16 protein-coding genes and 1 pseudogene are annotated in these 17,749 nt (G+C 60.1%); all 17 read left to right on the forward strand.

Annotated elements, in window-relative coordinates:
• The first annotated feature begins 355 nt into the window (after nt 1-355).
• Nucleotides 356-1,798 carry a cytochrome-c oxidase, cbb3-type subunit I gene (gene ccoN, locus BLU75_RS14470; protein ID WP_084381615.1) on the forward strand — a complete coding sequence of 481 codons (1,443 nt, stop codon included), beginning with the start codon at nt 356-358 and terminating at the stop codon, nt 1,796-1,798.
• Nucleotides 1,798-2,406 carry a cytochrome-c oxidase, cbb3-type subunit II gene (gene ccoO / locus BLU75_RS14475; RefSeq protein ID WP_084381616.1) on the forward strand — a complete coding sequence of 203 codons (609 nt, stop codon included), beginning with the start codon at nt 1,798-1,800 and terminating at the stop codon, nt 2,404-2,406. The genes ccoN and ccoO overlap by 1 nt, the downstream gene beginning before the upstream one ends.
• A 5-nt stretch (nt 2,407-2,411) precedes the next feature.
• Nucleotides 2,412-2,597, forward strand: a complete 186-nt coding sequence (locus tag BLU75_RS14480) for a CcoQ/FixQ family Cbb3-type cytochrome c oxidase assembly chaperone (RefSeq protein ID WP_003175465.1) — start codon at nt 2,412-2,414, stop codon at nt 2,595-2,597.
• On the forward strand, nt 2,594-3,577 hold the full coding sequence (gene ccoP / locus BLU75_RS14485; protein ID WP_084381617.1) for a cytochrome-c oxidase, cbb3-type subunit III: 984 nt from the start codon (nt 2,594-2,596) through the stop codon (nt 3,575-3,577). Before BLU75_RS14480 ends, ccoP begins: the two co-directional genes overlap by 4 nt.
• Nucleotides 3,578-3,724: 147 nt before the next feature.
• The gene (locus BLU75_RS14490; protein WP_084381618.1) at nt 3,725-3,979 is read left to right on the forward strand and encodes a type II toxin-antitoxin system Phd/YefM family antitoxin; all 255 of its coding nucleotides are present in this window, start codon (nt 3,725-3,727) and stop codon (nt 3,977-3,979) included.
• Entirely contained in the window at nt 3,979-4,389 is a 411-nt protein-coding gene (locus tag BLU75_RS14495) for a type II toxin-antitoxin system VapC family toxin (RefSeq protein ID WP_084381619.1), read from the forward strand. Before BLU75_RS14490 ends, BLU75_RS14495 begins: the two co-directional genes overlap by 1 nt.
• Before the next feature lie 90 nt (nt 4,390-4,479).
• Nucleotides 4,480-8,856: an RHS repeat-associated core domain-containing protein gene (locus tag BLU75_RS14500; protein WP_090221487.1), complete on the forward strand. Its 4,377-nt coding sequence runs from the start codon at nt 4,480-4,482 to the stop codon at nt 8,854-8,856.
• A gap of 1 nt (nt 8,857) precedes the next feature.
• Nucleotides 8,858-9,244, forward strand: a complete 387-nt coding sequence (locus tag BLU75_RS14505) for a hypothetical protein (RefSeq protein WP_084378988.1) — start codon at nt 8,858-8,860, stop codon at nt 9,242-9,244.
• Between the two features lie 49 nt (nt 9,245-9,293).
• The gene (locus tag BLU75_RS14510; RefSeq protein ID WP_084378846.1) at nt 9,294-9,764 is read left to right on the forward strand and encodes a hypothetical protein; all 471 of its coding nucleotides are present in this window, start codon (nt 9,294-9,296) and stop codon (nt 9,762-9,764) included.
• Nucleotides 9,765-10,046: 282 nt separating this feature from the next.
• Complete coding sequence (locus tag BLU75_RS27495; RefSeq protein ID WP_130909374.1) at nt 10,047-10,229, forward strand: hypothetical protein; 183 nt, start codon at nt 10,047-10,049, stop codon at nt 10,227-10,229.
• Between the two features lie 104 nt (nt 10,230-10,333).
• A pseudogene (locus BLU75_RS28305) lies at nt 10,334-10,438 on the forward strand (RHS domain-containing protein); the annotation flags it as partial.
• Nucleotides 10,439-10,724: 286 nt separating this feature from the next.
• Nucleotides 10,725-12,140 (forward strand): cytochrome c oxidase accessory protein CcoG, encoded by a 1,416-nt coding sequence (ccoG, locus tag BLU75_RS14520; protein ID WP_084378848.1) that lies wholly within the window; start codon nt 10,725-10,727, stop codon nt 12,138-12,140.
• Between the two features lie 14 nt (nt 12,141-12,154).
• On the forward strand, nt 12,155-12,694 hold the full coding sequence (locus BLU75_RS14525) for a FixH family protein (protein WP_084378849.1): 540 nt from the start codon (nt 12,155-12,157) through the stop codon (nt 12,692-12,694).
• Between the two features lie 188 nt (nt 12,695-12,882).
• Nucleotides 12,883-15,333, forward strand: coding sequence for a heavy metal translocating P-type ATPase (locus BLU75_RS14530; RefSeq protein WP_084378850.1), 2,451 nt, complete (start codon nt 12,883-12,885; stop codon nt 15,331-15,333).
• Between the two features lie 22 nt (nt 15,334-15,355).
• On the forward strand, nt 15,356-15,583 hold the full coding sequence (ccoS, locus tag BLU75_RS14535) for a cbb3-type cytochrome oxidase assembly protein CcoS (protein WP_084378851.1): 228 nt from the start codon (nt 15,356-15,358) through the stop codon (nt 15,581-15,583).
• Complete coding sequence (locus BLU75_RS14540; protein WP_084378852.1) at nt 15,576-16,259, forward strand: sulfite exporter TauE/SafE family protein; 684 nt, start codon at nt 15,576-15,578, stop codon at nt 16,257-16,259. The genes ccoS and BLU75_RS14540 overlap by 8 nt, the downstream gene beginning before the upstream one ends.
• Nucleotides 16,260-16,361: 102 nt before the next feature.
• Nucleotides 16,362-17,744, forward strand: a complete 1,383-nt coding sequence (gene hemN / locus BLU75_RS14545) for an oxygen-independent coproporphyrinogen III oxidase (RefSeq protein ID WP_090221488.1) — start codon at nt 16,362-16,364, stop codon at nt 17,742-17,744.
• Nucleotides 17,745-17,749: the final 5 nt, after the last annotated feature.

Consider the following 17,749-nt stretch of genomic DNA (forward strand, 5'->3'; position numbering starts at 1 on the left):
ATCGTTGACGATCTTCGCGAGCAAGCTCGCTCCTACAGCAATCCGTTACACGCGACAAAGTGTCACACCCTTCCAAAGCACACCTTTCCCCTCCTGCCATTCGGGTCTACGCTTGCTCTCACAGCGGAGCGGTTTTGGCGTACGCGGCTACAATCGTCGCGACCAGAGAAAAACCTGTCCACTTGATCAACTTTATATTTCGGATTTTGTCCTTACGCAAAACATGGAAAGGGCGCAGAATCTGGTTTGGAACGCCTTGACACAGGTCAGCGTTACGTTGCAATGGCACCCCGCTTTCTCCATACTTGCGACCGATTTTTATCCTAATAAAACACCTAAACCGTGGAACCTTAGAATGAGCACAGCAATCAGTCCGACTGCTTATAACTATAAGGTAGTCCGCCAGTTCGCCATCATGACGGTGGTCTGGGGGATCCTTGGCATGGGGCTCGGAGTCTTCATCGCCTCGCAACTGGTCTGGCCGGAGTTGAACTTCGACTTGCCATGGACGACGTTTGGACGCCTACGCCCGCTGCACACCAACCTGGTGATTTTCGCCTTCGGCGGATGCGCACTGTTTGCCACTTCCTACTATGTCGTGCAGCGAACCTGCCAGACGCGACTGATTTCCGACGGTCTCGCCGCCTTCACCTTCTGGGGCTGGCAAGCGGTCATCATCGGCGCCATCATCACCCTGCCAATGGGCTTCACCACCACCAAGGAATACGCGGAATTGGAATGGCCCCTTGCCATCCTTCTGGCGATCGTCTGGGTGACCTATGGCATCGTGTTCTTCGGCACCATCGTCAAGCGCAAGACCAAGCACATCTACGTGGGCAACTGGTTCTACGGTGCGTTTATCGTCGTGACGGCGATGCTGCACATCGTCAACCACGCGTCGCTGCCCGTGAGTTTCTTCAAGTCCTACTCGGCCTACTCCGGGGCAACGGACGCGATGATCCAATGGTGGTACGGTCATAACGCCGTGGGTTTCTTCCTGACCACCGGCTTTTTGGGAATGATGTACTACTTCGTGCCGAAACAGGCCGAGCGTCCGATCTACTCCTATCGCCTGTCCATCGTGCACTTCTGGGCACTGATCACCCTGTATATCTGGGCCGGCCCGCACCACCTGCACTACACTGCATTGCCGGATTGGGCGCAGTCGTTGGGCATGGCGATGTCGATCGTGCTGCTGGCACCGAGCTGGGGCGGCATGATCAACGGCATGATGACCCTCTCGGGCGCCTGGCATAAGCTGCGCACCGACCCGATCCTGCGCTTCCTCGTGGTGTCCCTGGCGTTCTACGGCATGTCGACCTTTGAAGGTCCGATGATGGCGATCAAGACCGTCAACTCGTTGTCGCACTACACCGACTGGACCATCGGCCACGTACACGCCGGCGCCCTGGGCTGGGTCGCGATGATTTCCATCGGCGCGTTGTACCACATGATTCCCAAGCTCTACGGCCGTGCGCAGATGCACAGCACCAGCCTGATCAATACGCACTTCTGGCTGGCCACCATCGGTACCGTGCTCTACATCGCCTCGATGTGGGTCAACGGCATCACCCAGGGCCTGATGTGGCGTGCAATCAACGATGACGGCACCCTCACCTACTCCTTCGTCGAAGCGCTGCAAGCCAGCCACCCTGGTTTCATCGTCCGTGCCATCGGTGGTGCGTTCTTTGCCAGCGGCATGCTGTTCATGGCCTACAACGTCTGGCGCACCGTGCGTGCCTCCAACTCTGTAGAGGCCGAAGCCGCCGCCAAGATCGCCGTTGTGGGAGCGCACTGATGAAGCATGAAGCCGTAGAGAAGAATATCGGCCTGCTGGCCTTCTTCATGGTCATCGCCGTGAGTATCGGCGGCCTGACCCAGATCGTCCCGCTGTTTTTCCAGGACGTCACCAACAAGCCGGTGGAAGGCATGAAGCCGCGCACCGCCCTTGAACTGGAAGGCCGCGATATCTACATCGCCAACGGTTGTGTCGGCTGCCACTCGCAGATGATCCGTCCGTTCCGCGCCGAAACCGAACGCTACGGCCACTACTCGGTAGCCGGTGAAAGCGTATGGGATCACCCGTTCCTGTGGGGCTCCAAGCGCACCGGGCCGGACCTGGCGCGCGTCGGCGGGCGTTACTCCGATGACTGGCAGCGTGCGCACTTGTACAACCCGCGCAACGTGGTGCCCGAGTCGAAAATGCCGGCCTACCCGTTCCTCGTGGAAAACAAGCTCGACGGCAAAGACACGGCGAAGAAAATGCAAGTCTTGCGCACCCTGGGCGTGCCTTACACCGACGAAGACATCGCCGGTGCCGAGGCCGCTGTAAAGGGCAAGACCGAAATGGACGCGCTGGTGGCCTATCTGCAAGGCCTGGGCACCATCATCAAAAGCAAACGGTGATTTAGATGGATATCGGGATGATTCGAGGCCTGGGCACCGTTGTCGTGATGGTGGCCTTTATCGGTCTGGCGTTGTGGGTATTCAGCCCCAAGCGCAAGTCAGAGTTTGAAGACGCGACCTTGCTGCCTTTCGCGGATGATCCCGAAGCCATCAAGCACGTCGAGCAAGCTTCTAGGAGTAACAAAGAATGACTACGTTCTGGAGTCTGTACGTCACAGTCCTCAGTCTGGGTACCATTTTTGCCCTGACCTGGCTGCTGCTGTCGACCCGCAAGGGCCAGCGCGCCGAGCAAACGGACGAGACGGTTGGCCACTCGTTCGACGGGATCGAGGAATACGACAACCCGCTGCCAAAGTGGTGGTTCATGCTGTTCGTCGGCACCATCGTTTTCGCCCTGGGCTACCTGGCGTTGTACCCCGGCCTGGGCAACTGGAAAGGCTTGCTGCCGGGCTACGCCTACCTCGACAACGAAAAGCAAACCCCGTTCGCCAACGGCCAGACCGGCTGGACCGGCGTGCACGAGTGGGAAAAGGAAATGGCACGCTCGGAGGCCAAGTTCGGGCCGATCTTCGCCAAGTTCGCCTCCATGCCGATTGAAGAAGTGGCCAAGGATCCGCAAGCGTTGAAGATGGGCGGCCGTCTGTTCGCCTCCAACTGCTCGGTGTGCCACGGCTCCGACGCCAAGGGCGCTTATGGCTTTCCGAACCTGACCGACGCCGACTGGCGCTGGGGCGGCGAGCCGGAAACCATCAAGGCTTCGATCATGGGCGGCCGTCACGCGGTGATGCCAGCCTGGGCCGAAGTCATTGGCGAACAAGGCGTGGCCGACGTGTCCGCGTTCGTATTGACCCAGCTCGATGGCCGCAAGCTGCCGGAAGGCGCCAAGGCCGACGTGGCCAACGGCGAGAAACTCTTCGCCGCCAACTGCGTGGCGTGCCACGGCCCAGCCGGTAAAGGTACTCCAGCGATGGGCGCACCCGACCTGACTCATCCGGGCGCATTCATTTACGGCTCGAGCTTCGCGCAGTTGCAGCAGACCATCCGTTACGGCCGCCAGGGCCAGATGCCTGCGCAGGAACACCTGCAAGGCAACGACAAGGTGCACCTGCTGGCTGCCTACGTTTACAGCCTGTCCCATGGCGAGCAGGCTCCAGCGGCGAACGCCGAGTAAGGCATCCGCTGGTTACACTCAAGGCCCCGTCAAGCAATGTTGGCGGGGCCTTTTTTGTGGGTGGGCGCCACGAGTCGGGGCGGTCTGGCTTGCTCACAGCCGCCACAGGTAGTAACGTGCCTACATTCGAGTTCCGAGGGCACCGTCATGTCCATCACCACCATTTCCAGCCGCGAATTCAACCACGACACAAGTGGTGCCAAAAAAGCCTCCCGCCAGGGGCCGGTCATCATCACCGACCGTGGCAAGCCGGCCCATGTGCTGCTAAGTATTGAGGAGTACCAGAAACTGACCGGCATCGGCGCAAGCCTTGTCGAGTTGCTGGTCATGCCCGATGCGTCGGATATCGATTTCGAGACCGAACGCGCCGTCATCACTCCCCGGCCGGTGGACCTGTCCTGATGTTTTTGCTCGACACCAACGTCATCTCGGAATTGCGCAAACCCCAGGCCGATAAACACGTACAGGCTTGGGCACGTAGCGTGCCCGCCTCCAATCTGTATGTCTCGGCAATTACCGTATTGGAACTGGAAACCGGTGTGTTGCGGTTCGAACGCAAGGATCCGCTACAAGGCGGCCGCCTGCGGGCATGGCTGGATAACCATGTCCTGCCGGCGTTTGCGGGCAGAATCCTGGCGGTCGACCGCGCCGTCGCGTTGCGTTGCGCTCACCTGCACGTAGCGGATCGCAGCAATCAATGCGATGCACTGATTGCCGCCACCGCGCTGGTCCATGGATTGACCGTGGTCACCCGCAACGTGACGGACTTCCAAAACAGTGGCGTGGCGCTGCTCAATCCGTGGTCAAGCTAATATAACCTCGCGACGGACCCTCAATTACCGCCAAGGAAATAGGCGCAATGGATATCGAAACACTTAAGCGCGTAACGCTGAGCACCCTGCATGTCTGACGCGCTCTGGGCCGCCCGCATGGGCGACGCGCTCAACCACACCTCGATGATGGCCGACATTCTCGGCGGTGTGCTGGAGGTGGCGGCCAATATCGCGATCACTGCCCTGGCGACGGCTGCCGTGGTCGCGGCCACCGGTATCACCGTGGCCACCGGCGGGCTGGGTTGCTTCCTGCTTGGCGCAGTGGTGGGGACGGTCGTTGGCATCGCCATGAGCAAGACCGGCGCCGATGAAGGCCTGAGCGATATGTGCGAGGGCATTGGCAACGCGTTGTTTCCGCCCACGGTGCAGGCCAACATCCTCACCGGCTCCAAGGACACCTTCACCAACAATATCGCCTCGGCCCGCGCCGCCGGCGCCGTGATGTCGCATGTGGCGCCGGCCGGCACCGAGCTGGAGATGCTCGAGCCGGAAGAACAACCCGAGCCCAGTTACCTGGACATGGCCGGCAATTTCTTCTCGCAGATGTGGCGCCCCACCGTCGCCACGCCCGCCCCCGGCACCGAGACCCGGCCGGAAGACCTGGTGATCTGCACCAAGCACCCGCCGATGCCGCCGCAATTCATGGCCGAAGGCTCGGACAAGGTCACCATCAACGGCCAGCCCGCGGTGCGCAGCGGTGATCGCAGCACCTGCGATGCAACGGTGGTGTCAGCCGGGCTGATTTCCTCGAACGTGACCATTGGCGGCGGTTCGGTGGTGGTGCGTGAGATCCGCAGCGGCAAGACCCCGGGCGTGGGCCTGGCGGTCACCGCGTTGCTGATGCTCAAGGGTGGCAAGGGCAAGTTCTTCAGCAAACTGCCGTGCATGCTGGCCGGGGGCGCGGCGTCGATGGCGGTCAGCAGCGCCATGGGCGCGGCGGCCAATGCCGCCATGGGCTCGTCGAACCCGGTGCATGCCGCGACCGGGGCCAAGGTGCTGGGTCGCGATGAAGAGCTGGACTTCGTCTTGCCCGGCGTGCTGCCGATCGACTGGCAGCGCTTCTACAACAGCCGCGACGAACGCTCGGGCAGCCTGCTGGGTGCGGGCTGGAGCGTGCCCTATGAAGTGTGCGTCGAGAGCCGTCCGCACCCCGAAGGCGGCGAAACCCTGGTCTACACCGACGAACAGGCGCGGCTCATCGACATGGGCGCGATCCCGTTGGGCGGCGCGGTGTTCAGCCCCGGTGAAGGCCTCGCCGTGCGGCGCCACCTCAACGGGCAGATGCTGATCGAAAGCGATGACGGCCTGTATCGCCTGTTCGAACCCACGCCCGCCAACCCCTCACGGCTGCGCCTGAGCCAGCTCGGCGACCGCAACGACAACCGCATCTTCCTCGACTACGACGCCGCCGGACGCCTGATACGCCTGCGCGACACCTTCGATCAGGTGCACGTCGAGCTGATCCGCGAAGGCGAACACCTCAGCCGCCTGGAACGCCTCTACCCCGACCAACAGCGCGAAGTGCTGGTCAGCTACGCCTACGACGCGACGCACAACCTGAGCGAAGTGCGCGACGCCAGCGGCCAGGTGCAACGGCGCTTCAGCTACGACGCCGGCCAGCGCATGGTGGAACACCAACTGCCCACAGGGCTGCGTTGCTTCTACGAATGGGGGTTGATCGACGAGCTGGAATGGCGCGTGGTCCGCCACTGGACCGACGAGGGCGACGCCTACCAGTTCGACTATGACCTCAAGGCCGGCCTCACCCGCATCACCGACGGTTTGCAGCGGGTCAGCACGCGGCAGTGGAACAGCCAGCACCAGATCACCCGCTACAGCGACAACCTCGGCCAGACCTGGCTGTTCGAGTGGAACGACGAACGCCAGATGCTCAGCGCCACCGATCCGCAAGGCGGGCGCTATGCTTACAGCTACGATGAAGCTGGCAACCTGATCGGCGAAACCGATCCGTTGGGCCGCAGCGATTCGACGTTATGGCTGGAACACTGGGCCCTGCCGCTGGTAGACACCGACGCCGCTGGCCACAGCTGGAAATACCGCTACGATCAGCGCGGCAACTGCACCGCCGAAACCGATCCGCTGGGGCATGTCACCCGCTACCGCTACGACGCCCACGGCCAAGTAGTGGAAATCATCGACGCCAGCGGCAAAAGTAAAAAACTACGCTGGAATCCCTTCGGCCAATTGGTGGAACACATCGATTGCTCGGGCTACCCGACACGCTTCAGCTACGACCAACGCGGCTATTTACAGACCATCACCGACGCCCTCGGCGAGCGCACCCAGTTCAGCTACGACGCCCAGGGGCGTTTGCTCAGCAGCCAATTGCCGGACGGCCGCACCGAGCACTACCAACGCGACATCGCCGGGCAGTTGACTGGCTACACCGATCCCGCCGGGCACACCACGCTCTACCAACACAACCGCCGCGGCCAGGTCCGCCAGCGCACCGACGCCCATGGGCGGCAGGTGCAATTCGGCTACGACAGCTACGGGCGGCTGCAAACGCTGACCAACGAAAACGGCGAGCGTTATCGGTTCGCCTGGGATGCCGGCGATCGGCTAACCGAGCAGCAGGATCTGGACGGCAGCGCCAAGCGCTACGCCTACGATTTACTCGACAACGTCGCGGCGCTGACGGCGCTCCCCGCGCCCTACGGCACGGGCCTGGCAGTCATTCCCGAAGCGCCGCCAGCGCCCATCGTCCACCGCCTGGAACGCGACGCCGTGGGCCGACTGATCGCCAAGGTCACCGACGATGGCCGCACCGAATACACTTACGATGCGCTAGACCAGCTCACCGCCGTCACCTTCACCGATCTGCACGGCACCGCGCAAACCCTGGGTTTTGCCTACGACCCGCTCGGCCAGTTGCTCAGCGAACACAGCGCCACCGGCAGCCTGCAGCATCACTACGACGAACTCGGCAACCTCATCCAGAGCCAACTGCCCGACGGCCGCTGGCTCAATCGCCTGTACTACGGCAGCGGCCACCTGCACCAGATCAACCTCGACGGCCAGGTCATCAGCGACTTCGAACGCGACCGCCTGCACCGCGAAGTGCTGCGCACCCAGGGCCAGATCAGCACCCGCAGCGAATACGACCGCACCGGCCGCCTGCGCGCCCGCCAACGCCGCCACAGCAGCCAACCCGCGCTGATGCCGGCGGCGCTGCAAAAACACTTCGAGTACGACCCCGCCGACAACCTGATCGGCAAACTCGACCAACAGCCCGCCGCGCAACAGCGCCAACTGCTGCACTACGACGCCACCGGCCGCATCATCGCCAGCCAAGACAGCCAGCACGGCCAGCGCGAAACCTTCGCCTACGACGCCGCCGCCAACCTGCTCGACGGCCCGCAAACCGGTGCCGGGCTGGTGGTGCACAACAAACTGCTGACCTACCAGGACAAGCGCTACCGTTACGACGCCTTTGGCCGGATGATCGAAAAACGCAGCGCCACACGCGGCCTGCAACGCTTCGCCTACGACGCCGAAGGTCGCCTGATCGAAGTGCGCAACGACAACGCCAGCGTGGTCAAAATGACCTACGACCCATTGGGCCGGCGCATCGAAAAAACCGAACACGGCAGCGACGGTTATCCCCTCGGCGAAACCCGCTTCACCTGGGACGGCCTGCGCCTGCTGCAGGAACACAAACACAGCCAGACCAGCCTTTATGTTTACGAAGACGAAGGCTACCAACCCCTGGCCCGCGTCGACGGCAGCGGCCCGCTGCAAAAAATCCGCTACTACCACAACGACCTCAACGGCCTGCCGGAACAACTCACCGAAGCGGATGGACATAACGTTTGGCAAGCGACGTATCGGGTGTGGGGCAACACGCTGGAAGAAGTGCGCGAGCCGTATTACATCGAGGAGCAGAACCTAAGGTTTCAGGGCCAGTATCTGGACCGGGAGACGGGGCTGCACTTTAATACGTTTCGGTTTTATGATCCGGATGTGGGGCGGTTTACGACGCCGGATCCGATTGGGTTGGTAGGGGGATTTAACCTTTATCAATATTCGCCGAACCCTTTTGGGTGGGTCGACCCTAAAGGCTTGGCGTGCAGTGCTTATAGGGGAAAACTGAATCAAAAAGCATCCCAGATGCGTGCAATGACTAAGGGCTCAAAAGAGTGGAAACAAGCAGTCATAGATAGCCGGACAGCCATGGCCAATGGGGAAAAATTCCAGGTAAAAGTAAACTCAAGCTCAGACGCCAAGGCTTTCTTGAAAGAATCACAAGGCAATATGAACCGCTACAAAGCCCATACGCAAAGTGCTCGCGCTGATGGCGTAGCAAAGTATCCGAAGGGATATGAACAACACATGGCTCCAGAGGGCGGTTTTGGGGATACACCTCATATCAAGTGGTACAACAATGGAGGGGACGGTCATATATTCTATGACATTCCTAACTAACATGAAAAATAACTATCGATTAGAAAAACTGAAAAAAATTGAATTAAGTCCGAATGAAAACAGAGAAACCATCTATTCGTTTATGTTACAACCAACAATTTCAGGCAATTTCGATCAAGCACTCGATTCACTCGAAGACCTGAAGCCCCACATGACTTCGGATTGTTATTACATAGCACACAAACTCCATACTCGTCGAGGTAAAAAAATAATCTTCAACGGTGAACTATGCAAGGCAAAAAAAAATGATATTTTGAGTTTTCTTGATGACGCTATCACTTCAGGCGATTTGCGCGAGCTATTAATCTCTCCAGTGAGAGCACAACCCGACAGAGAGGTAATATACATTTCAGAAGATGCAATCTATGTGTACACAACAGAACAATAAAGACTACCTAGCCCACACAACTTGGACACTGCTGAGCGGAGACGCCCAAATGATTTACTTCGCAGCCGACATAAAATCCAAGCACTCAATTGCGAACGTTTTATTGCAAGACAACATCTCAAGCTATATCAACGACCTTTATGAGAACCATAAAATCGAGATAAAAACCTATAACCTCCCTGACGGCGAAACAAGAACAGCGTATGTAGTGGATCGCACACTCACTATTTCTACCCTACCTGACGGAACAATATTTTCAATAGGTTGTAACGCGCACTACAAAGGCCTTTACAAAAACATGCTTTCCACAGGAATGCCTTTTAGCCAGATAAAGAAGCTTACAGAACGCCAGCGCATCTTTAATGGAGCTTTAATCCTCAATGAGGATTTCGGCCTCTGCTATGTCTTACCCGCGCCTTATGATGAGATAGCCGACAACATCGAAAATATACCGCCGATGATAACTCTGGATGAAATTTACATATCCGACTTTTCTTCTTGGATTAATACACCGCAATAACAGCAGCCTAACCCGAACACGGTAGCACCCAAGCTTCTACGGCGAGGGGGCACACTCATCGAACGGACATGGCGACCCGATATTCGAAAGGATCCCTGCAGGGATGCGGTTCCTGTCGTTCCGGTCCGCCAACCTTATGTGATCCGTCCCCTACTATGCTGAAACGCCGCCAACGCCCATGATGGCTTTATCAGGGCGTACCATGACGCAGATGGAATTATCACAGCAGTTTCCTGCAACCAAACGTTCACCGGAAACTACCAAAATAAATTATGGGCCGGCATGAGCGTAGCAGAAGTACTTAAACACTCTAAAGAGCAAACAGCATGGTCTGGCTTCGTGCAAACAGATAAAGTCAGTGGCATTGGTCTTTCGCTGCCTGAGGAACATGATGACTTTGAGTCTCTAACCGACAGCTTGGCACTCGATTTTATATTCGAGGAACTTTGGGTATATGCTTTCTGAGCCAGAATGAAAACAACTATCAACGGAAACAACTCAAAATTCATACCAACTTCAAATTAAAACCGAGGAGCTATCTATTCATTGATATTAAAATAGCACGCTGCAAAAAAATCCACGACTACCACAACGACCTCAATGGCCTGCCGGAACAACTCACCGACATAGACGAGCATAATGTCTGGCAAGCGACGTACCGGGTGTGGGGCTCACCACCGAGAGGACGCCAAGACTCGCGCCTCAGGCATGTCGGCAAGACAAAGCAGAGCTATACGCCCGTTCCATCCCCGTCAACGCCATGCAATGTCTATAGTCAATTGATCTGGGTCATGACTTGTTACATCCGCTACACCATTCTGCTTCTCCTCCCAACGCGACCAAAGGTCGCACCCCTGAGCCAGACCTACAGGCGTATCATTGCGCCACTGCAATACCCTTTCTGACCGTGGTCGGCACGTACTGGCCTCGGCACTTTTCCACTGCCGTGGGATGCAATTGATGAGCAACCAGATTCCGGTACATGACGTTACCCCGCCTGCCAAGGACGCGAACAAAAGCGTCGACCTGTATGCCTCGCGGGAGAAAATCTACACCCGTGCCTTCACTGGCCTGTTCCGCAATCTGCGGATGCTCGGCGGTGCCGGGCTGTTCTTGCTGTACTTCGGTACGGTATGGCTGAACTGGGGCGGCCACCAGGCCGTCTGGTGGAACCTGCCAGAACGTAAATTCTTCATCTTCGGTGCGACATTCTGGCCACAGGACTTCATCCTGCTGTCGGGCATTCTGATTGTGTCGGCGTTTGGCCTGTTCTTTATCACTGTGTATGCCGGCCGCATCTGGTGCGGTTATACCTGCCCGCAGAGCGTGTGGACTTGGATCTACATGTGGTGCGAAAAGGTCACCGAAGGCGACCGCAACCAACGCATCAAGCTGGATAAGGCGCCGATGAGCGCCAACAAGTTTCTGCGCAAGCTCAGCAAACATACGCTGTGGCTGCTGATCGGCTTTGTCACCGGCATGACCTTCGTCGGCTACTTCTCACCGATCCGTGAGCTGGTGTTCGACTTTTTCACTGGTCAAGCCGATGGCTGGTCGTATTTCTGGGTCGGTTTTTTCACGCTTGCCACTTACGGCAACGCCGGCTGGCTGCGCGAGCAAGTGTGCATCTACATGTGCCCTTATGCGCGCTTCCAGAGCGTGATGTTCGACAAGGACACCCTGATCGTCTCCTACGACCCGCGCCGTGGCGAAGCCCGTGGCCCGCGTAAAAAGGGCGTCGACTACAAGGCCCAGGGCCTGGGGGATTGCATCGACTGCACCATGTGCGTCCAGGTCTGCCCCACCGGGATCGACATCCGCGACGGTTTGCAGATCGAGTGCATTGGCTGCGCTGCCTGCATCGACGCCTGCGACACCATCATGGACAAGATGGACTATCCTCGCGGGCTGATCAGCTACACCACCGAGCACAACCTGTCCGGGCAAAAGACCCACAAGCTGCGCCCGCGCCTGATCGGCTATGCGCTGGTGTTGCTGGCGATGATGAGCTTGCTGGCCACTGCGTTCTTCATGCGCTCGCTGGTAGGTTTCGATGTCAGCAAGGACCGGGTACTGTTCCGCGAAAACGCCGAAGGGCGGATCGAGAATGTCTACAGCCTGAAAATCATGAACAAGGACCAGCACGACCACACCTACATTCTGGACGCCACGGGCCTGCCGGACCTCAAGCTACAAGGTCGGCGCGAGATCAAGGTCGCCGCCGGGGAGATTTTCAGCATGCCGGTAGAACTCTCGAGCGCCCCGGAACAAATGCCATCGACCACCAACGAGGTGAAGTTCATCCTCAAGGATGCTGACGATGAAAGCATCCACGTTGAAGCCAAGAGCCGGTTCATCGGCCCACAAAATCGTTGAGCGAGAACAGAACAATGCCCGTAGCCACTGCCGTCAGCCCCTGGTACAAGCACCTCTGGCCCTGGATCATCATCGGCATCCTGGCGTGCTCGGTGACCTTGACCTTATCCATGGTGACCATCGCGGTGAACAACCCGGACAACCTGGTCAACGACAACTACTACGAGGCCGGCAAAGGTATCAACCGCTCCCTCGACCGCGAGCTGCTGGCCCAGACCCTGCAGATGCGCGCCACGATGCACCTTGATGAAGTAACCGGTGAGGTTGAGCTGCGCTTGAGCGGCAACAGCCTGCCGGCCACCCTGGAGCTGAACCTGATTTCTCCGACCCAGCCCGAGAAGGACCGCAAGGTCATCCTGGCCCGCAGCGAAAGCGAACCGGGCCGCTATATCGGTCAACTGGGCGACAAGGTTGAAGGTCGTCGTTTTGTTGAACTGCTGGGCGTACAGGACGACAAGGTCTGGCGCATGTTCGAGGAAGAAGAAGTCAACCACGGCAAGGACCTGATGCTCGGCGATGAGCCTTTGCAGGGCGCGGAAGACCTGAAAAACTGAGCGCCTCGATGAGTATCATCCGTAGCAGCTGTCGAGCCTCGCCAAGGCTCGACAGCTGCTACGGGATAACTTATGGCTCGAGATTTGCGCTTACTCGACAAGATTCAAGACGGTATCTACGGGATGTATGATTTTCGCTTGCTCGGTGAGATTCAAAACAGCCCTCCTCGCTCACTCAGATCGCGCTCATGACCAGCCCAACCGCCTGCTACCACTGCGCCCTCCCCGTCCCACCCGGCAGCCGGTTCACCGCCGTGATCCTCGGCCAGCCACGTGAACTTTGCTGCCCCGGTTGCCAGGCGGTGGCCGAGGCGATTGTCGCAGGGGGCCTGGAGAGTTATTACCAACATCGCAGCGAAGCTTCGGCCAACCCCGGCGCCCTGCCGGTGCAGCTGGTAGACGAATTGGCGCTGTACGACCGTGCCGATGTGCAAAAACCCTTTGTGCGGCACGCGGGCGATCAAGCCGAAGCCACGCTGTTGATGGAAGGAATCAGTTGCGCAGCCTGTGGCTGGCTGATCGAAAAACACCTGCGCAGGCTGCCCGCGGTGGGCGAGGCACGCCTGAACCTATCAAACCATCGCCTGCACGTCAGTTGGAACGACACACAACTACCCTTGAGCCAACTCCTCGGCGAACTGCGTGATATCGGCTATGCCGCGCATCCCTATCAAGCCGATCGCGCTGCCGAGCAATTGGCCGAGGAAAACCGCCGGGCCTTGCGCCAACTGGGCGTCGCCGGGTTACTGTGGTTCCAGGCGATGATGGCGACCATGGCCACCTGGCCGCAATTCAATATCGACCTCAGCCCCGAGCTGCATGTGATCCTGCGCTGGGTCGCGCTGTTTCTCACCACGCCGATTGTGTTCTACAGCTGTGCGCCGTTTTTCAAAGGCGCCATGCGTGACCTGCGTACCCGTCACTTGACCATGGACGTCTCAGTCTCCCTGGCCATCGGCGGCGCGTATCTGGCCGGTATCTGGACCGCCATCACCGGCGTCGGTGAACTGTATTTCGATGCAGTCGGCATGTTCGCCCTGTTCCTGCTGGCCGGACGTTATCTGGAACGTCGGGCGCGGGAACGTACCGCCGCGGCCACCGCGCAATTGGTCAACGTGCTGCCCGCCTCGTGCCTGCGCCTGCATGCCGACGGCCAGAGCGAGCGTATTCTGCTCCGCGAACTGGCCCTGGGCGACCGCGTACTGGTGCATCCAGGCGCAATCCTGCCCGCCGACGGAGTGATTCTCGACGGCCAATCGAGCATCGACGAATCGCTGCTCACCGGCGAGTACCTGCCGCAACCGCGAGAAGCGGGCGACACGGTCACTGCCGGCACCCTCAACGTCGAAGGCGCGCTGACCGTGGAGGTTCGCGCCCTGGGCCACGACACGCGCCTGTCGGCCATCGTGCGTCTGCTGGAACGCGCCCAGGCGGAAAAGCCACGTCTGGCCGAGATTGCCGATCGTGCGGCTCAATGGTTCCTGTTGTGCTCGCTGATTGCCGCCGCCGTGATCGGCCTGCTGTGGTGGGAGCTGGACCCGTCGCGGGCCTTCTGGATTGTCTTGGCTATGCTGGTCGCAACCTGCCCTTGCGCCCTATCCCTGGCCACCCCGACCGCACTGACCGCCGCCACCGGCACCCTGCACAAACTCGGCCTGCTGTTGACCCGCGGACATGTGCTGGAAGGCCTGAACCAGATCGACACGGTGATTTTCGACAAGACCGGCACCCTCACCGAAGGTCGCCTGGCCTTGCGTGCCATCCGGCCGCTGGGAGCGCTGGACAGTGACCAATGCCTGGCGCTGGCCGCCGCCCTCGAAAACCGCTCCGAACATCCGATTGCGCGGGCTTTCGGGCGTGCCCCGCTGGCGGCCGACGAAGTGCTCAGCACGCCGGGCCTGGGGCTTGAAGGCCGGGTCGGGGCACAACGCTTGCGCATTGGCCAACCGGGGTTTGTCTGTGAATTGAGCGGTTGCACCATGCCGTCCGCACCGACGGAAGCCGGCCAATGGCTGCTGCTGGGCGACAGCCGCGGCGCCCTGGCCTGGTTTGTCCTCGATGATCGCCTGCGCAGTGATGCGCCGGCGCTACTCGCCGCCTGCAAGGCGCGCGGCTGGCGGACACTGCTGCTGTCGGGAGACAGTTCACCGATGGTCGCCAGCGTGGCGGCCGAACTGGGCATCGACGAAGCCCACGGCGGCCTGCGCCCCGACGACAAGCTGCGCAGACTGCAACAACTGCACAAGGAAGGCCGCAAGGTCTTGATGCTCGGCGACGGCGTCAACGATGTGCCAGTGCTGGCAGCCGCCGATATCAGCGTGGCGATGGGATCGGCCACCGATCTGGCAAAGACCAGCGCCGATGCGGTGTTGCTGTCCAACCGCCTCGATGCGCTGGTACAAGCCTTCAGCCTGGCGCGGCGTACCCGTCGCGTGATCATTGAAAACCTGCTGTGGGCAGGGCTGTACAATGCCCTTATGTTACCGTTTGCCGCCCTGGGTTGGATCACGCCAATCTGGGCGGCGATCGGCATGTCACTCAGTTCGTTGACCGTGGTGCTCAATGCCCTGCGCCTGACTCGCCTGCCGAGCACGCCCGCAGCCAGCGCCACCCCCGTCACCCGTCCGCTGCCAGCTTGAATCCGGCGGACATGGAGTAGCGATGCCAGCTCTTTACGTAATGATTCCCGCGGCGCTGTTGATTGTCGCGATCGCCATCTACATCTTCTTCTGGGCCGTGGACAGCGGCCAGTACGATGACCTCGACGGCCCGGCCCACAGCGTGCTGTTCGACGACCAGGACCCCAAGCATCTGGCTGCCGTCGACGAAGCCAGCCAGGCTGCGCAAGCCCCCGCCAAGCCTGACGAACCGACGCCTCCGCATGCTTGAGTTGGCGCCGCTGCTGGTTTCAGCGCTGATCCTCGGGCTGCTGGGCGGTGGTCATTGCCTGGGCATGTGCGGCGGCTTGATGGGCGCGCTGACCCTGGCGATTCCCAAGGAGCAGCGCAGCCGGCGCTTTCGCCTGCTGCTGGCCTACAACCTGGGACGCATCCTCAGCTACGCCAGCGCGGGCGTGCTACTCGGACTGGCGGGCTGGGCAGTCGCCAACAGCCCGGCGGCGATGTTCATGCGCGTGCTTGCCGGGCTGCTGTTGATCACCATGGGCTTGTACCTCGCGGGTTGGTGGAGCGGCCTGACGCGCATCGAGAGCCTCGGTCGCGGCCTGTGGCGCCATATCCAACCCGTGGCCAATCGTTTGCTGCCAGTCTCCAGCCTGCCCCGCGCCTTGCTGCTGGGGGCGCTCTGGGGCTGGCTGCCGTGCGGCTTGGTCTACAGCACGCTGTTATGGGCCGCCAGCCAGGGCAACGCGCTGGACAGTGGGCTGCTGATGCTGGCTTTCGGCTTCGGCACCTGGCCGGTGTTGCTGGCCACCGGCTTGGCCGCCGAGCGCATGACGGCCCTGCTGCGCAAGCGCAGCGTACGCATGACCGGCGGCCTGCTGGTGATTTTATTCGGCGTCTGGACACTGCCCGGGCCACACCAGCACTGGCTGATGGGGCATTAAAAGGCCATGTGGCATAGCGCCGCCCCTCGTTGATGCAAATCAACATGATTGCGCAACCAAGCCCCTAGACTCGGGCCACTAGCCTACCCGGGGAACGCCCGCATGCTCGACGCCATTCGTTGGGACACCGATCTGATTCATCGCTACCACCTGGCGGGACCGCGCTATACCTCGTACCCCACTGCTGCCCAGTTCACCAGCCAGGTCGGCACCTTCGACCTGCTCCACGCCCTGCGTGACAGCCGCAGGGCCGTCCGTCCGTTGTCGCTGTATGTGCATGTGCCGTTTTGCGCCAACATTTGCTACTACTGCGCCTGTAACAAAGTCATCACCAAGGACCGGGGCCGCGCCCAGGCTTATCTACAACGCCTGGAGCAGGAAATCCAATTGCTGGGCTGTCACCTGGACCCCGGACAGCAGGTCGAGCAGTTGCATTTGGGGGGTGGCACACCAACCTTTCTCAGTCACGACGAACTGCGTCAGTTAATGGCCCAGTTACGTCAGCACTTCACCCTGCTGGACGACGACTCCGGCGACTATGGCATCGAGATCGACCCGCGGGAAGCTGACTGGGCCACCATGGGTCTGTTGCGCGAACTGGGCTTCAATCGTGTGAGCATCGGCGTGCAGGACCTGAATCCCGAGGTGCAGCGGGCGGTCAATCGCCTGCAAAGCCTGGAAGAAACCCGCGCCGTGGTTGACGCCGCACGGACCCTGCAGTTTCGCTCGATCAACATCGACCTGATCTATGGCCTGCCCAAACAGACGCCGGAACACTTCGCCCGAACCCTGGACGAGGTCATCAGCCTGCAACCTGATCGCCTGGCGGTGTTCAATTATGCCCACCTGCCGGAGCGCTTCATGCCCCAGCGGCGGATCAACAGTGACGAGTTGCCGGCGCCCGCCGATAAACTGTCGATGCTGCAAAACACCCTCGAACAGCTCACCGTTGCCGGTTACAACTACATCGGCTTGGACCATTTCGCCCTGCCTGACGACGAGTTGGCCATCGCCCAGGAAGAGTCCACTTTACAGCGCAACTTCCAGGGCTACACCACCCACGGTCACTGCGACCTGATCGGACTCGGCGTATCGGCCATCAGCCAGATTGGCGATTTATACTGCCAGAACAGCAGCGACCTGAACCACTACCAAAGCGCCTTGGCCGGGACGCAGTTGGCGACCAGTCGCGGCCTGCTGTGCACGACCGACGACCGCTTGCGACGCGCCGTGATTCAGCAGTTGATCTGTCAGTTCGGCGTGGAATTCAAGACCATCGAACAGGCTTTCAATATTGATTTTCGTGGCTATTTCGCCAGCGTCTGGCCTCGGCTGCAGATGATGGCCGACGACGGCCTGATCGAACTCAATGCTGAAAGGCTGCGTGTACTGCCCGCCGGACGCCTTTTGGTGCGCTCGGTATGCGGGGTGTTCAATGCCTATTTGGATCAGCAGGACAGGCAACGACTTTCACCGGTGATTTGACTCGG

Source organism: Pseudomonas mucidolens, assembly GCF_900106045.1.
Classification (GTDB): Bacteria; Pseudomonadota; Gammaproteobacteria; order Pseudomonadales; family Pseudomonadaceae; genus Aquipseudomonas; species Aquipseudomonas mucidolens.

Coding starts and splice junctions, on each gene's coding strand:
- BLU75_RS27495 (WP_130909374.1), top strand. CDS start 10,047: ATGAGCGTAGCAGAAGTACTTAAACACTCTAAAGAGCAAACAGCATGG.
- BLU75_RS14525 (WP_084378849.1), top strand. CDS start 12,155: ATGCCCGTAGCCACTGCCGTCAGCCCCTGGTACAAGCACCTCTGGCCC.
- BLU75_RS14490 (WP_084381618.1), top strand. CDS start 3,725: ATGTCCATCACCACCATTTCCAGCCGCGAATTCAACCACGACACAAGT.
- BLU75_RS14510 (WP_084378846.1), top strand. CDS start 9,294: ATGATTTACTTCGCAGCCGACATAAAATCCAAGCACTCAATTGCGAAC.
- BLU75_RS14540 (WP_084378852.1), top strand. CDS start 15,576: ATGCTTGAGTTGGCGCCGCTGCTGGTTTCAGCGCTGATCCTCGGGCTG.
- ccoG (WP_084378848.1), top strand. CDS start 10,725: ATGAGCAACCAGATTCCGGTACATGACGTTACCCCGCCTGCCAAGGAC.
- hemN (WP_090221488.1), top strand. CDS start 16,362: ATGCTCGACGCCATTCGTTGGGACACCGATCTGATTCATCGCTACCAC.
- BLU75_RS14500 (WP_090221487.1), top strand. CDS start 4,480: ATGTCTGACGCGCTCTGGGCCGCCCGCATGGGCGACGCGCTCAACCAC.
- BLU75_RS14480 (WP_003175465.1), top strand. CDS start 2,412: ATGGATATCGGGATGATTCGAGGCCTGGGCACCGTTGTCGTGATGGTG.
- BLU75_RS14505 (WP_084378988.1), top strand. CDS start 8,858: ATGAAAAATAACTATCGATTAGAAAAACTGAAAAAAATTGAATTAAGT.
- ccoO (WP_084381616.1), top strand. CDS start 1,798: ATGAAGCATGAAGCCGTAGAGAAGAATATCGGCCTGCTGGCCTTCTTC.
- ccoP (WP_084381617.1), top strand. CDS start 2,594: ATGACTACGTTCTGGAGTCTGTACGTCACAGTCCTCAGTCTGGGTACC.
- BLU75_RS14530 (WP_084378850.1), top strand. CDS start 12,883: ATGACCAGCCCAACCGCCTGCTACCACTGCGCCCTCCCCGTCCCACCC.
- ccoN (WP_084381615.1), top strand. CDS start 356: ATGAGCACAGCAATCAGTCCGACTGCTTATAACTATAAGGTAGTCCGC.
- ccoS (WP_084378851.1), top strand. CDS start 15,356: ATGCCAGCTCTTTACGTAATGATTCCCGCGGCGCTGTTGATTGTCGCG.
- BLU75_RS14495 (WP_084381619.1), top strand. CDS start 3,979: ATGTTTTTGCTCGACACCAACGTCATCTCGGAATTGCGCAAACCCCAG.